General features: G+C 73.0%; 11 protein-coding genes. 4 read left to right on the top strand and 7 right to left on the bottom strand.

Features of this window, described 5'->3' with window-relative positions:
• Positions 1 to 757 precede the first annotated feature (757 nt).
• The 7 genes from ACSMX9_RS27740 to ACSMX9_RS27710 all read right to left on the bottom strand — a co-directional run bounded on the left by ACSMX9_RS27740 (position 758) and on the right by ACSMX9_RS27710 (position 9,101).
• Positions 758 to 1,432 (bottom strand): hypothetical protein, encoded by a 675-nt coding sequence (locus tag ACSMX9_RS27740; RefSeq protein ID WP_445398056.1) that lies wholly within the window; start codon positions 1,430 to 1,432, stop codon positions 758 to 760.
• Positions 1,429 to 2,079 carry a hypothetical protein gene (locus ACSMX9_RS27735; protein WP_445398054.1) on the bottom strand — a complete coding sequence of 217 codons (651 nt, stop codon included), beginning with the start codon at positions 2,077 to 2,079 and terminating at the stop codon, positions 1,429 to 1,431. Before ACSMX9_RS27735 ends, ACSMX9_RS27740 begins: the two co-directional genes overlap by 4 nt.
• The gene (locus ACSMX9_RS27730) at positions 2,076 to 2,852 is read right to left on the bottom strand and encodes an ABC transporter ATP-binding protein (RefSeq protein WP_445398052.1); all 777 of its coding nucleotides are present in this window, start codon (positions 2,850 to 2,852) and stop codon (positions 2,076 to 2,078) included. Before ACSMX9_RS27730 ends, ACSMX9_RS27735 begins: the two co-directional genes overlap by 4 nt.
• On the bottom strand, positions 2,849 to 3,916 hold the full coding sequence (locus ACSMX9_RS27725) for a FecCD family ABC transporter permease (protein WP_445398050.1): 1,068 nt from the start codon (positions 3,914 to 3,916) through the stop codon (positions 2,849 to 2,851). The genes ACSMX9_RS27730 and ACSMX9_RS27725 overlap by 4 nt, the downstream gene beginning before the upstream one ends.
• A complete protein-coding gene (locus ACSMX9_RS27720; protein ID WP_445398048.1) occupies positions 3,897 to 5,090 on the bottom strand; it encodes an ABC transporter substrate-binding protein in 1,194 nt (397 codons plus the stop codon). The genes ACSMX9_RS27725 and ACSMX9_RS27720 overlap by 20 nt, the downstream gene beginning before the upstream one ends.
• Before the next feature lie 403 nt (positions 5,091 to 5,493).
• Positions 5,494 to 7,431 carry an eCIS core domain-containing protein gene (locus ACSMX9_RS27715; protein ID WP_445398046.1) on the bottom strand — a complete coding sequence of 646 codons (1,938 nt, stop codon included), beginning with the start codon at positions 7,429 to 7,431 and terminating at the stop codon, positions 5,494 to 5,496.
• 452 nt (positions 7,432 to 7,883) lie between these two features.
• Entirely contained in the window at positions 7,884 to 9,101 is a 1,218-nt protein-coding gene (locus tag ACSMX9_RS27710; protein WP_445398044.1) for a 4-hydroxybenzoate 3-monooxygenase, read from the bottom strand.
• Positions 9,102 to 9,359: 258 nt separating this feature from the next.
• On the opposite strand from ACSMX9_RS27710, the gene ACSMX9_RS27705 reads away from it, so the two are divergent.
• From ACSMX9_RS27705 to pcaB, 4 genes are all read left to right on the top strand, one after another.
• Positions 9,360 to 9,911, top strand: a complete 552-nt coding sequence (locus ACSMX9_RS27705) for an SRPBCC family protein (protein WP_445398042.1) — start codon at positions 9,360 to 9,362, stop codon at positions 9,909 to 9,911.
• Between the two features lie 271 nt (positions 9,912 to 10,182).
• On the top strand, positions 10,183 to 11,748 hold the full coding sequence (locus ACSMX9_RS27700) for a class I adenylate-forming enzyme family protein (protein WP_445398040.1): 1,566 nt from the start codon (positions 10,183 to 10,185) through the stop codon (positions 11,746 to 11,748).
• A complete protein-coding gene (locus ACSMX9_RS27695) occupies positions 11,745 to 13,745 on the top strand; it encodes an FAD/NAD(P)-binding protein (RefSeq protein WP_445398038.1) in 2,001 nt (666 codons plus the stop codon). Before ACSMX9_RS27700 ends, ACSMX9_RS27695 begins: the two co-directional genes overlap by 4 nt.
• Complete coding sequence (gene pcaB / locus ACSMX9_RS27690) at positions 13,742 to 15,169, top strand: 3-carboxy-cis,cis-muconate cycloisomerase (protein ID WP_445398036.1); 1,428 nt, start codon at positions 13,742 to 13,744, stop codon at positions 15,167 to 15,169. Before ACSMX9_RS27695 ends, pcaB begins: the two co-directional genes overlap by 4 nt.
• Positions 15,170 to 15,209: the final 40 nt, after the last annotated feature.

The following is a 15,209-nucleotide window of genomic DNA, read 5'->3' as shown; positions in this document are numbered from 1 at the left end:
TCGCGCCGCCGTCGACGAACGGGTGCAGCAGGGTGGGGTGTTGATGCGTTCGACCGATGGTCGAACGGTGCGGTCGAGTGCCGGGCCGCCGGAATCGGTCCGGGGTTCCTCGGTCACCCGGGCGGGGCCGCTCCCGTCCCGCGCCGGCCGTTGCCGCCTCGGGGTTCCGGTCGAACCGGTGGGACGCCCGGTCCGCCGGACGGCCCGGCGAGCCGCAGTGCCGCGCCCGCCTTCCCCCCGTTCCGGGCAAGCATGCATCCCCCCGCTTCGCTTAAGTAAGGCTAACCTAATCAGTGGGGTCAGCATACGCAAGGCGAGGTGGACGGTTGATGACTCCGTGACATATGACGTTGCGTCACATCACCTTGGACAAACCGGAAATGAGCACCGTCTGCCACGCCACGGCCCTCGAAGGGGGCCCTTGACCGCCATGAGCAGCCTCCCCCGACGGACGCCGCCCCACTCCTCTCCGCGCGGGAACGAGGAGACGCCTCCCCCCTTCGGGCGCACCCGGCTTAGTACCACCGCGGTAGACCTCGCCTCCGCACCGACCCGAACGACTCGTGGGAGTGGAGCGCCCTCCAGGGTCGGACGGTCCTCCGCATCCAGGAGGACGGCAACGCCGTGGTCCACGACACTCCGGGCGGCTGACACCGGCGGCGGACCCCCAAAGGCCGGTTCCGCTCCCCCGAACACGCGTGATGCCCCCGGGGCGGCAGTTGCCGCCCCGGGGGCATCACGCGTCTCCTCCCGGTGCTCACCCCGTGCTCGTGCCGCCCCTCCCCGGGCGGCCGGCCGCGGCTTCGCCCACGGTCCAGGCGAGCAGCCCGTACAGGAGTTGCGTGGCACCGGGCATGAAGGCGGAGCCGTGGTGGTAGACGGGGTCCATCGTGGTCACCACCAGGCGGCCGGGCGTGGAGACCCGGTCCTCGTAGAGCAGGGCCTCCCGGGGGCCGGGGCCCTCCTTCAGGGTGAGGGCCAGGACGTCGGCGCCCGGCGGCGGTTGGAGCAGGCCGTGGTAGTGCCAGCGGACCGAGCGCTCGGTGAGGTGTCGCCAGGCGGGGTGGTCCGGGGACCGCAGCCGCACCCCCGGGTCCGCGCCGGTGCGCCACCACCAGAAGTCGGTCTCCGCGGGACGGTGGGAGCGCAGTCCGGGCAGCCAGGGCGCGATCTCGTTCTCGCCCAGGACGATCACGGTCCCCCCGCGCTCGGCCACGGTGAGGATCTCGGGGGCCGCCGAGACGAGCAGGGTGGGGTGCAGCCGGTCGCAGACCAGGAGGACGTCGAGGTCCGCGAGGTCGCCCGCACCGAGGTCGGGGAGGTAGTGGGCGCGCGGTCGCCAGAGCCGGACCGCGGGGTCGTCGAGGGTGGCGAGTTGGTGGAAGCTGCCGCCGTGCAGGATGCCCAACCGTACGGGATCGGCGTGCGTCACAGCCCCTCCAACCAGTCGAGCAGCCGCGGACCGAGGTGGCGGGTCGTGCGGTCCCGGTCGGTGAAGGACAGCAAATCGTTCCCCGCGTGGGCCAGGACTTCACCCGCGCCGAGCGGGTAGCCGATGTCGACGGGGAGCCGGTCCGGACCGATGCCGTTGACGACCGTGCCGCCCTCGGGGAGCGAACCGTGGTAGCCCCGGCCGTAGAAGCCGGCGACGCCGACCCGCGCGAGCTCCGCACCGGTGGGGGTGCCGGGCACCCCGGTGCGGTAGAGGAGTTCGTCGAAGTCCACCCCCTCCCAGACGGGGTGCGGGGTGACCGGGGAGATCCGCAGATCGCGCGGTCCCCGGTGGTCGAGGCGTCGCCAGGGCGGGAGCCCGGGGAGGAAGGGCCGGTGGACATGGCCGTTGACGAGCAGGCGTCCACCGGCGCGGACCCAGTCGGCGAGCAGTTCGGTGCGCGTGCCGAGGAAGACCTGGTCGCAGTTGAGGGAGAGGATCAGCCCGCGACAGCCGTCGAGCCGGGCGGCGGAGAGGTCGTACAGGTCGAAGGCGGGGACCGGCCGGCCGGGGACCGTGCGGTCGGTGGCCGGGGGACCCATCGTCGCCTTCAGGACGCGGGGTCGGGGGGCGGAGCGGAGGTTCACGGGATGCCTTCAGCGGTGCTCGTGGGGCGGGCCGGCCCGAGGTCGGGGACGACGAGGGTGCGCGGGCCCCGGGGGCCGTCGACCCGGTCCGTGGTGACCGGCAGTCCGTACACCTCGGTGAGGAGTTCGGCGGTGAGCAGGTCGGCCGCGGGGCCGGTGCGGACGTCCTCGGGGCCGAGGACCAGGGTGACGTCGTCGGCGAGGTGGAGTGCGTGGTCGGGGTGGTGGGTGGTGAGCGCGATGCCCATGCCCTCGGCGGCCAGCGACTGCAACAGGGTCAGGACCCTGGCCTGGTTGCGCAGGTCCAGCGCGGACACCGGCTCGTCCAGCACCATGATGCGGCACTGGGCCGCCAAGGCCCGGGCGATCAGCACGAGTTGTCGTTCGCCGCCGCTGAGGTGGGCGTAGTCCCTCTCCCGCAGCTCGGTGATGCCGACGCGGTCCAGGGCCTCGTCCGCGAGGTGCCGGTCGCGGCGCCCCGGGGAAGCGTACGCCTTGAGCTGCCGGGAGCGGCCCATGAGGACCATGTCCGCGACGGGGTAGGAGAAGGTGGCGCCGTGCGACTGGGGGACGTACGACACCGGACTGTCGCTGGTCACCGTCCCCTCGGCGGGGGTGAGCAGACCGGCCAGACAGCGCAACAGGGTGGTCTTCCCACGGCCGTTGGGACCGAGCACTGCGTGCACACGCCCCTCGTGGGAGGCGAGGGTGACGTCACGGAAGACGAAGCGCCCGCGCGGGTAGTGGTAGCCGATGGAACGTGCCTCGATCATTCGTTCGTCCACAGTCGGTTGCGGGAGCGGGCCAGGATCGCGATGAAGAAGGGGACGCCGATGACAGCGGTGAGGATCCCCAGAGGCATCTCGGCTTCGGTGGCGGTGCGCGACAGCGTGTCGACGAGGGCCAGGTAGGCGCCTCCGATCAGGAAGGACGCGGGCAGTTGGACGCGGTGGTCGGTGCCCACCCAGAGTCGGGCCAGGTGCGGCACGACCAACCCCACCCAGCCGATCAGACCGGACACGGCGACGGCACCGGCGGTCATCAGGGCGACCGCTCCGAGCAGCCACAGCCGCGTGGTGCGCGGCGGCACGCCGAGGGCCCGCGCGTCCTCGTCCCCGAGGGAGAGGACGTTGAGCCGCCACCGCAGGACGAGGACGACGACGGCGCCCGCGAGCACGGGCACGGCGGCCACCAGGACCTTGCCGTAGTCGGCGGTGGAGAGGCTGCCGAGGAGCCAGAAGACGATCGAGGGCAGCTCCGAGTAGGGGTCCGCGACGTACGTGGTGAAGGAGACCAGCGCGGAGAAGAAGGCTCCGGTGACGGTGCCGCCCAGCACGATCATCAACAGCGGCGACCCGGTGGAGAGCCGTCCGATCATCAGGACCACCGCCAGCGCAGCCAGCCCGAAGAAGAAGGCGCTGCTGACCAGGCCGACCGAGCCCAGGCCGAGGACCAGGGCGAGGACCCCGCCGAAGGAGGCTCCCGAGGAGACCCCGATGACGTCGGGGCTGACCAGCGGATTACGGAAGACGCCCTGGAGGGCTGCGCCGCCGAGGGCGAGTCCGCCGCCGACCAACACGGCCAGGACCAACCGGGGCAGTCGCACGTCGAGGACGACGGTCTGTTCGGTGACCGTCCAGGTGCGGTCGACGGGCAGGACCTGGCCGACGAGCATCCGCACGATCTCGTTGGGCGGGACCACGTAGCGCCCCAGGGCGAGGGCGCCGAGCGCCACGACCAGGCAGAGCGCCCCCAGCACGGGCAGACCGCGGGTCCACGGCCGGGCGGGGCGGTCCGCGCCGGCCGCCACCACGCGTTCAGGCGCGGAAGCCGTCATGGCCGGCGCTCCTGGCGTTGAGGTCGAGCCGGAGCACCTCGTCCACCTGGGCGGCGGAGATCCGGTAGTCGTAGAGCCGGTCGAAGGTGCGGGTCAGCTGGGCGCGGAGTCCGTTCGCGGCGGCGGTCGACGGGTGCAGGACCTGCGCCATCCACCGCCACATCAAGGGGGACTCGGCGCACGGCGGGTCCCATCGGTACCCGCCCAGCGGGATCTTGTACACCCTTCGGTCGCGCACCGCCCGCACCCGGGAGAGCCGGGCGTCCGCGTAGAGCGCGGCCGGCGGCTTCTCGTCGAAGGCGCTGAGCAGGATGACGTCGGGGTCCCAGGCCAGGATCTGCTCCGTGGAGACCTGGGGGCTGGCCGCCTTGAGGTCCTTGGCGGGGTTGACCCCTCCGACGAGCTCGGTGCAGAAGTTCATGTAGCCGCTGCCGTTGTAGGAGGTCCAGCCGTCGGCGGCGGCCCTCAGGTACAGCACCTTCTGGCCGGGTCGGCCCTTTCCGCGGACGAGCGCGCCCACCGCGGTCTTCTCGGCGTGCATCCAGGACACGAGGTCGGCGGCGCGGTCCTCGTTCCCGGTGATCCTGCCGAAGAGGGAGATCCAGGTCTCCAACTTCTCCTGGGTCCCGTACGTCAGTCCGATGACTTTGAAGCCGGCGTTCTCCAAGGGCGCGATGACCTCGTCGCCCATGTCCCCCCACTGGATCACCACATCGGGCTTGAGCGAGAGCAGCGTCTCCACGTTGGGGACGAAGTCGCTGCCGGAGACGGTCCGGGTCTTCCGGGAGGCCGGGAACATCTCCCCGAAGATGCCCTGCTTGTTGGCGACGAGGGTCGACTCGTTGATGCCGACGATCCGGTCGACGCCGCCGTCGACGGCGGCGAGGATCGACGGGGAGGGGATGACCGTGGTGGCGATCCGGGAGACCGGACCGTCGAAGGAGACCTCGACGCCCCGCTGGTCCGTCACGGTGAACCCGGACGAACCGCTGCGCACGGCCCCCTTCGCGTCCTGCTCCTCGCGCGAGGAGCAGCCGACCAGCACGGTGCCCGTGGCCACCGCCGCCCCCGAGGCGCCGAGCAGCTTCAGGACACCGCGTCGACTGCTTCCTCTCCGGCTGGTTCCGGAACGTGCTGCGGAGCCGTCGAGCAGGGGTGGCACGGGGTCGGGCATGGCGAACCTCCGAACGAGCGAATTAGGTAAGCCTTACCTTACTTACGTCGAGCGCGGGGGCAGCCTCCACCGGAGGCGCGACAGTGAGGGGTCGCGCCCAACCGAGGTGCGTCAAGGGGTGATTGAGGGAGATCGGGGGCGATTTGTGCGCTTGATCACACCCGGTCGGACGATCCGGGCGGCACTTCGGGAAGCGCACGCCCCCGGGGCCGCCGCTCCCGCGGCGGGACGGGTCTCCGCCGTCCGTCGCGGGAGTCGATCGCGCACTCCGCCGGGTGAGCGGGGTCGCGTGGCCGGGGCCTCACTTCCGGCAGGACGTCCGGAGTGACGCCCCAGCGCTGGAACTCCTCTGCCGTCGGCGCGCGCCGGAGCCCGGGCCCGTCGGTGGCCCGTGCGGCGGTCCTCAGGGGTGGTGCGCCACGTACTGCTTGTCGAGGAGCGCGAGATGACCGCCCATCGACTTGTTCTCGCTGCGTGTGTCGACCTCGAAGACGTCCGAGAAGGTCTCCCCGTTCCGTGTCCACTCAAGCCGGTATTCGATCCCCGAACAGACGTGGTAGCTCCCGATCACCATCTTGGCCGTCGCCGTGACCTGCACCTCGCTGACGCCCGCCTGAAGGATCATCTTCTTGACCAGGTTCTCCAGGACGAGGTGGTGTCCGTTGGCGGCGGCTAGCCCGGCCACCAGGTTCTCCGGCGCGTTGGGCTGTGTGCCGTCGTGGCCGCCCATGGTGAACGCGATCAGGTGCAGCCACTGCCAGACGCCCTCGGTCTCGCCGCTCGCCTTGGCGGCGTCGGACGCCGACACCCCCTTCATCGCACCGTTCTGGTCGGGCTTGTGTCCGGTGCGCTGGCCGCTCCAGGTCCTGAGCACCTTCTCGTCGACCGTGACGGGGCCGGCCGTCTTGGTGGCCTGCGTCACCGGCGTCAGTCCCGTTCCGAGTGCCGCGGTGGGCACCGGGATCGATGCGGGCGGCAAGGCGAGGGGTGGTATCTCGGCGGGCATGTCCTTGGCATAGGTGATCATGCGGTGCCTGGTCATGCTGGGGGACACGAAGGCGTAGGTGGCGCCGCGCGTCATCGCCGTGCCGTCGCCGAGGGAGACCTGGTCGGGTGTGGCGGAGCCGGGAGCCGGTTTCAGGACGGGGGACTCGTAGAAGGGCAGTTCGTTGAGCGCCTTCGAGGAGGCCGCCTGCTTGCCGGGGGACAGCGGGGGCTTCACCAGCAGCCACTGCTTGTCGCTCTTGGAGTGCATCAGGCCACCGCCGTCCATGACCCGGGTACGCGCGCTCAGGTAGTCGTGTACCGCCTCGACCTCGGCCCGGACCTTCGGCCAGGACTCCCGGTCCCAGTGCCAGGTGTGGTCCTCCTCGGGACCGGGGTCCTCCGTGTAGAGGCGCTTCAGGTGGTCCATGCCGATCTGGCTCAGCTTCTTGGCCCGGCCCGGGCGGCCCGCTCTCGGCGCTTCCCACACCGTCGCCGTCAGGTACGGACCCATGTGGCTCAGGTTGTCGGTCTTCTGCTCGGAGAGGCGCTTGGTCACCGCCGCGTAGTGGGCCGCGTCGACCCCGGGCGGAGGGTCGACGTCCGGGGCCGGACCGGACGGATGGTCGACGTCCATACCGGAACCGCTGCTGGACTGGCTCGCCATCTCGATGTCACTCGTGCGTTGCACGGGTGTGTCCGGGCCCGCCCCGCCGGACACCGGCGTGTCCCCGTCCCGGATGCGCCGGGCCGGGGTCGGGCCGCCGAGCACCCGCCTCGCGTTGGCCTCCGCTTCCCGCTCGAAGCGGTCCGACGGGTCCGAAACGCGCAGCCCCGACCCGTTGTCCGTGCCGGCCACCGGGCCCTGTCGCTGCTGGATGACGTGGGTCAACTCATGTGCGAGCGTGTGCTTGTCGTCGCCGCCGTCGCCGATGACGACGTGGCTGCCGGAGGTGTAGGCGCGGGCGCCGACTTCGGCGGCTGAGGCCCTGGCGGCAACGTCATCGTGGATGCGTACGTCCGAGAAGTCCGCACCCAGCCGGCTCTCCATGTCGGTACGTGTCGCGTCGTCCAGGGGACGCCCGCCGGTGCGGAGGACGTCGTGCACGGCGGAGCGCTGCACCGGTGCGGGCGAGGACGCGATCTCCTGGTGGCCACAGCCGGCGCCGTGCTGGTGCTGTTCCCGGGCCCAGGGGTGGCCGGCGCCGCGGAGCATCTGGACGACCGCGGCGTTGCCCGCACCGGCCTGTAGGCCGACCAGGCCGTGCTGCGCGGGCGGGGCGACTGCGGGCCGACGGGCAATGACACGGCCGGTGCCCGCCCCGGTGTGGGAGCCGACCTTCTCGTGATCGTGCACGGGAGCCCTCTTCTCGCCTGGGATCGTCAGCTTCCTTGCATACGTGTGGGAAGTCGATGGCTCAAGGTACGGGCGGGCAGCATGCGATGACCGCACGGGCAGATCAGGCGCCGCGCCCGTCCGCTCCGGACAGCCCTGCACCCGCGCCAAGTGGAAACGCCTGGTCACACTCGGGACCCTCACCCGAGGCACCGGCATCGACACCGGCGACTTCGCCGGGAAGCAGTAACCGATGCAACCTCCACCAACGACCTGCCCCAGCCAGCACCCTACGAACCGCCGGCGGAACCCGTCCGGTCGGATTCCCCTCCGTCGTCGAGCGAAGGCACCCTCAAGTGAGGCGGGTTGGGCGGCCCGTTGCGGCGTCCGGTGTCCTTCGGCCGCCGACGCTGCTGGGCGAGCCGGTCCGACGTTGCGCGTTCCTCGGGCCGGGCACCCCGGGTGGACCGGCCTCAGACCCGGGTGTAGTTCTCGGCGAACCAGTCCTGTTCGGCGCGGGAGGTGCGGAGCGTGTCGAGGCAGGAGGGCCTGGGCGGGGCGTCGCCGTCGAGGAGGAGGGGCGGGGCGTGCGGCGGGGGGACGTCGTGCAGCAGGTGGACCATCCACTGCGAGAACCACTGGGCGCGCCGGATCCGGGCCAGGCAACGTGCGGAGTAGGCGTCGAGGCCCACGGGCCGGTCGTGCAGCAGGTCGTCGACGAGCGCCCGGCCCAGTGCCTCCGCCTCGCACACCGCGAGGTTGGCCCCCTTGGCCGCGGACGGGCTGAGCAGGCTCGCGGCATCGCCCACCAGGAACAGGGTTCCGTGGCGCAAGGGGGTGAGCACGTCGGACTCCAGGTCGACCACGGTCCGTTGGAGGACCGGGCCGCGGCGCAGGGGGCCGTAGGCGGCGGAGCGCATCCGTAGCTCCAGTTCGGCCCAGATCCGCTCCTCGGACCAGGCTTCGGCCGGGGTGCCGCGCGGGCACTGGAGGTAGTAGCGGGTGACGTCGGCCGTGCGCGCCATGTGTCCGGCGAACCCCCGGGCGTGCACGGCGTACCCGACCGCGTCCAAGCTCGGCGGCGCCGCGACGAGCAGGCCGAGCCAGCTGACCCGGTGGTCGCGGTGGTGGCGCCGGAAGGCGCCGGGCGGGAGGGAACGGCGGGATGCACCGTGACGGCCGTCGCAGCCCGCGACGTACCTGCCCCGCCAGTGCCCGGGGCGGCCGTCCGGACCGCGGACGGTGACCGAAGGCCGCGGACCGTCGGCCTCCAGCACGGCGAGCGCCTCGGTGGTGAAGTGGATCCGTCCGCCACCGTCCTCGTAGCGGGTGAGGAGGTCCGCCACGAGTTCCTGCTGGGGGTAGACGGTGTGCGACTCGCCCCGCCCGAGCCGGCCGTAGTCCAGGCGGAACCGGCAGCTCGGGGTGCGGAACTCGCAGACCGAGTGCCGCCGGCCGTTCGCGTGCAGCCCCTCGGCCAGACCGTGCCGGTCCAGGACCCGCACGGCGTTCTCGGCGAAGAACCCGGCCCGGGCCCGGGTGCGGACCTCCGCCCGGGCGGACCGTTCCAGGACGACGCAGTCGACTCCCGCCGACCGCAGGAGGTTCCCGAGCACCAGCCCTGCGGGGCCGGCACCGAGGACGATCACGTCGGCGGTGCCGTGGAAGGCGCCGGCTCGTCTGCCCCTCATGCCGGCGGATGATACGCACCCGAGGGGCCGGCGGACGCCGGGATGGACCCCGTGGTGCGGGACCCCGCACGAACGGGGCGGCGCAGCGCGTCCCCGCGGCGGGGGCGCACGTCCGTGGCCGTCCGCGCGCGGCCCCCTCCCCCGCACGATCGTTCACCCTCCTGATGGCATGAGGGAGTTGACGAGAAAGCAGGGAGTTGACGGAACCGAACGGCCCGGCTTGACCCCTGACCGGGCCCGGCTGGGACGATTCGGTCCATGGGCGAAACCATCACCGGAAACGAGCCGTTGTTCTCCGCCGACGCGGAAATCCACCTCACCGCGGCACCCCTCGACGTCTACGCGGTGGTCAGTGACCTACCGCGCAGCGGGGACTGGAGCCCCGAATGCCGGGGCGGTTCCTGGATCTCCGGAGACCCCTGCGCGGTGGGAGCCGTCTTCCGGGGCGAGAACGTCCGCGCGGCGGAGGTCGTCGCCTGGGCGCCGGTGGTCCGGGGCGCTTGGACGACGTACGCCGAGGTGGTCGCCGCCGAGCCGGGGCGCACCTTCCGCTGGGCCATGCACGACTCGGCCGGACGCCGGCAGGAGAGCGTCTGGGGCTTCGACCTCGCACCGGGCGCGGACGGCGGCACCCTGCTGGTCCACCACTTCCGCATGGACGCGCCCACCGAGGGCATCCGCGGGATCACCGCGGCGATGGACCCGGTCGAACGGCGCCGCTTCTTCGTGGAGTGGGGGGAGAAGATCGCGGACGACCTGACCGCCACCCTGCAACGGATCCGGACCGCCGTCGAGACCCCCGGGGGCTGACCCCCGGCAGGCGGGTCGGCCGGATCCATCGGCGCACCGGGGCGCGTGCACGCGGTCCCGCGCGTCGGAAGGCGGGCGCTCCGGGACGAGGACCGTGCCGTTCGTTCCGCACCGCGGGCGCGTCCGACGTTCCGCCCTGCCGATTTCCGCCGGCGTCCCCCGCGGTGTTCCATCCCCATCCACGTCAAGGACCGCGGCGCGCAGCCGTCGCCCGGGAGGCGGACAGGTGCTTCTTCAACGTATCGGAAACCGGGGAATCCAGCTCGGCAGGATGTTCGAGCGGGCGGCCCGACGACACGGGGCCAACGTCCTGATCCTCGACCACGACCTGGACGTGGCACCGGAGTTCGGACGGCGCGCGACCGTCGCCGAGGTGGCCGACCTGGTGGCCGACCTCTCTTCGCGGCTGCACGCGGCGGGCGTCCGCTCGGGCGGCCGGGTCGTGGTGCACAAGTCCGACGGTTTCGACATCACCCTGCTCGCCTGCGCCGCGGCCCGCATGGGAGCCGTCCCGGTGCTGCTCTCGCCGTCGCTGGACGGCGCCACGGTCACCGAACTGGTCCGCCGTACCGAGCGGCCGACCCTCGTCACCGACCGGGCGAAGCTGGCCGACCTGCCGGACAGCGTCTTCGGCCTCGCCGAACGGGTGCTCCTGACCTCCGGCTCGCACCGGGACGCCGTGCCGCTCGACAAGTTCGCCGGATGCGAACGGGTCCCGTCCGTCACCCTGCCGCCGCACCGTCCGGCCCTGGTCACCCACACCTCGGGCACCACCGGTACGCCCAAGCTGGCCGTGCACACCGGTTTCAGCCTCCAGTCGCGGTACCGCCCGCAGGCATCCGTCCTCGCCCCGCTGGTCCGGGGCCGCGAGACCATCGCCGTCCACGTCTCCTTCGTGCACTCCCGGCTGGTCACGGCCCTCGCCCTCGCGCTGTACCGGGGCTTCCCACTGGTGGTGCTCCGCGATCCGGACCCCGGCCGGGTCGGCGACCTGTTCGCCCGGCTGCGCCCGGGCATCCTGGAGGCGCACCCCAACTCCTTCATGGAGTGGGAGGAACTGGCGGACGACCCCCGCGGCCCGCTCGCCAACGTCAAGCTGTTCAGCAGCACCTTCGACGCGATCCACCCGCGCACGGTGCACCGACTGCTGCGCGCCACCCGCCGCCGCTCGCCGGTCTTCGGGCAGTTGTACGGGCAGAGCGAGGTGGGGCCCGCGGTGGTCCGGGGCTTCACCCGGCGCCGCACCCTCGACGACGACGGCCGCTGCGTCGGCATGCCGTTCCCCGGGATGACGGACGTCCGGGTGGTCAGCCGGAACGGCCTGCCGCCCTCCGAGCGGAACCCGGGCCACATCGAGGTCCGCAGCGACGGCCGCATCGTCACCTACCTCGGCGAGCAGGACCGCTACGAGGCCCAGGTGTCGGCGGACGGCTGGTGGCGGATGGGGGACGTCGGGTACCGCACCCGCTGGGGCTGCGTGCACCTGCTGGACCGCGAGGTCGATCTGATCGACGGCTTCGGCAGCACGCTCGCCGCCGAGGACGCCCTCTTCGGACGGCTGGCCGGACTCGCCGAGGTCATCATCGTTCCGGGGCCGGACGGCAGGGCCGTCCCGGTGGTGTGCACCAAGGACGACCGTCCGTTGGACCCCGTGGCCTGGCGACGGGCCGTGAGCACCTTGCCGCCGATGGCGGATCCGGTCCAGTGGCGCCTGAGCGAGTTGCCGCAGACCGCGACCATCAAGATCAAGCGTCTGGAACTGGCCCGTCTGCTCGCAGCCGGGGCCGGGACGGACGTCACCGAGAGCGACCGCAGCCAGAAGGAGGCGACCCCGTGACCGGACCGGAGCGCAAGGCGGAGTTGGAGGTCTGCGTGGTGGGCGCGGGCCCGCGTGGCCTCTCCGTGGTGGAGCGGTTGTGCGCCAACGAGCGGGCCTCGCCCGCACAGGGCTCGGTCACCGTCCACGTGGTGGATCCGGCGGCGCCCGGTGCGGGCGCGGTGTGGCGCTCGGACCAGTCGCGCCACCTGCTGATGAACACGGTGGCCTCGCAGATCACCGTCTACACCGACGGCAGTTCCCGGATCGGCGGGCCGATCGAGCCGGGACCGAGCCTGTACGCGTGGGCCCGGGAGACCGCCGCGGCGGGCCCGGTCTCCGGGGAGGACGCGCCGACCCTCGCGGAGGCCGTCCGGCTCGGCCCGGACGACTACCCGACGCGTGCCTTCTACGGCCGCTATCTGAACGCGAGCTTCGGCCGGGTGGTGGCGCACGCGCCCGCGCACGTCACCGTGCGGGTGCACCGCTCGCGGGCGGTGGCGATGGCGGACGTCCACGGGGTCCCCGGCGGCCCGCAGGGGGTCCGCCTGGAGGACGGCACCCGACTCGACCGCCTGGACGCGATCGTCCTCGCCCAGGGCCACCTGCCGACCCGGCTCACCCCGCAGGAGGCGCGGACGGCGAGCCTGGCCCGGATCCACCACCTCACCTACCTCACCCCCGCCAACCCGGCCGATCTCGACCTGGACGGCGTGCGGCCCGGCGAGCCCGTCCTGATGCGCGGGCTCGGGCTCAACTTCTTCGACCACATGGCCCTGTTCACCATCGGCCGGGGTGGTTCCTTCGAGCGCCCGGGGGGTCCCGACGGACCGCTGGTGTACCGGCCTTCCGGCCGGGAGCCGAAGCTGTACGCGAGTTCGCGGCGCGGCATCCCGTACCACGCGCGCGGCGAGAACGAGAAGGGCGCGGACGGGCGTCATCTGCCGAGGCTGCTCACCCCCGCGTACATCGCGGGGCTGCGCGAGCGGTCCGGGCAGGGGCGTCCGGTGCGCTTCGGAACCGACCTGTGGCCGCTGATCGCGCGCGAGGTGGAGAGCGTCTACTACGGCACCCTGCTGGAGTCCTGGGGACGCGGCGACGAGCGGGAACGTTTCATCACGCGCTATCTGGCGGCCACGGAGGAGGGCGACCCGACGGACCTGCTCGACGAGTACGCCGTCGGCGAGGACGACCGCTGGAACTGGGAACGGCTCTTCCGGCCGTACGGGCAGCGGACCTTCTCCGGACCGGACGCCTTCCGGGACTGGCTCCTGCCCCATCTGAGGGAGGACGTGCGGCAGGCCCGCGCGGGCAACCTCAGCGGCCCGCTGAAGGCCGCCCTGGACGTGCTGCGCGACCTGCGCAACGAGGTGCGGCTCGCGGTGGACCACGGCGGTCTGGACGGGGGCTCCCACCGGGACGACCTGGAGGGCTGGTACACCCCGCTCAACGCCTTCCTGTCGATCGGTCCGCCGGCTTCGCGGATCGAGGAGTTGATCGCCCTGATCGAGGCCGGCGTGGTCGAACTGACCGGCCCCGGCACCGAGATCCGGATCGACCCCGAGACCCCCGCCTACGTCCTGACCTCGCGACAGGTGCCGCGACCGCCCCTGCGCGCACGGGTGCTGATCGAGGCGCGGCTGCCCGAACCGGATCTGCGGCGCACCACCGATCCGCTGCTGGTGCACATGCTGAGCACCGAACAGGCGACGGTGTACCGGATCCCGGCGGAGGACGGAACCAGCTACGAGACCGGCGGTCTGGCCGTGACGGAGCGGCCCTACCGACTGCTGGACACCCGGGGCCGGGCCCACCCCCGGCGGTACGCGTACGGGGTGCCGACCGAGTCGGTGCACTGGGTCACGGCGGCCGGCATCCGGCCGGGAGTGGACTCGGTGACGCTCGGGGACTCCGACGCGATCGCCCGTTCGGTGCTGGCGCTGCCGCCCACCACGCAGATCCCCGTCGAAGTCCGTTCGGGGGCCGCCGAAACCGATCTCACCGGGGTCCTCGTATGAGCGGGACGACAGCGGGGTCCACCGGAGTCACCGCGGCGGACGCCGACACCGGGCTGCTCTCGCCGGTCCGCGCCGGCACACCGGTCGAGGCGGTGGTCTGCGACACCGCCTGGCTCCAGGCCATGTTGGACGCGGAGGCCGCGCTGGCCCGGGCCCAGGCCCGGCTGGGCACCCTGCCCGCGTCGGCCGCCGACGTCATCACCCGGGCCGCCGACGCCGGTCTGTTGGACGTGCGGGCCCTCGCGGTGGCGTCCCGGGAGACCGCCAACCCGGTGGTGGGCCTGGTCCGGGCGTTCACCCGGGTGGTCGCGGAACGGGACTCCGCCGCCGCCGAGTACGTCCACCGGGGGTCGACCAGCCAGGACGTCTTCGACACCGGCGCGATGCTGGTGGCGGCCCGCGCGCTGGAGACGGTCCGGGCGGACCTGGACCGCACCGCGCGGGCCTTGGGCGCCCTGGCCGCCCGGCACCGGGACACCGTCATGGCGGGCCGGACCCTCGGCCTCCAGGCGGTGCCGACCACCTTCGGCCTCAAGGCGGCCGGCTGGCGACAGTTGGTGGTGGACGCCGACGAGCGGCTGGGACGGGTCGCCGAGGAACTGCCGGTCTCGCTGGGCGGTGCGGCGGGCACGCTCGCCGGATACCTGGAGTACGCGCGCCTCGACGGGCCCCTCCCGGACCCGGACGACCCGCAGGACCATGCCGAGCGGCTGGTGGCGGCGTTCGCCGAGGAGACCGGGTTGGCCGCGCCCGTCCTGCCCTGGCACACCCTGCGCACCCCGGTGGCGGACCTCGCCGCCGCCCTCGGGTTCACCGCGGGCGCCCTCGGCAAGATCGCGGTCGACGTGCAGTCGCTGAGCCGCACGGAGGTGGGCGAGGTCACCGAGCCCGGACGCGCCGGGCGCGGCTCCTCCTCGGCCATGCCGCACAAGCGGAACCCGGTCCTGGCCACCCTGATCCGCTCCGCCGCGCTCCAGGTCCCGGTGATCGCCGCCGGACTGACCCAGTGCCTGACGGCCGAGGACGAACGGCCGTCGGGCGCCTGGCACGCCGAGTGGCAGCTGTTGCGCGAGGCGCTGCGCCTGACCGGCGGCGCGGCCCACACGGCGGTGGAACTCGCCGAGGGGCTGGAGGTGCGGACCGCACGGATGCGGACCAATCTGGACCTCACCGGTGGCCAGATCGTCTCCGAGCGGATCGCGGCGGTCCTCGCGCCCCGCATCGGCAAGGCGGCCGCCCGGGAACTGCTCACCGCGGCGACCCGGGAGTCCGACCGCACCGGCCGCCCGCTGCACGCCGTCCTCGCCGGGACGCCCCGACTGGCCGGGGTCGCCGACCCCGCCGAGTGGGAACGGTGGTGCGACCCGGCCGCCTACACCGGCGCCGCCGGCGCCCTCGTCGACCGGGCCCTGCGCACCCCGTGAGGCTCCGGCCGGGGCCGCCGGGCGGCGGCCCCGGCCCCGC

The sequence above is a fragment of the Streptomyces sp. LE64 genome (genome assembly GCF_052606915.1).
The sequence above is the reverse complement of the archived record's forward strand: the minus strand, read 5'-3'. Positions and strand labels throughout refer to the sequence as shown.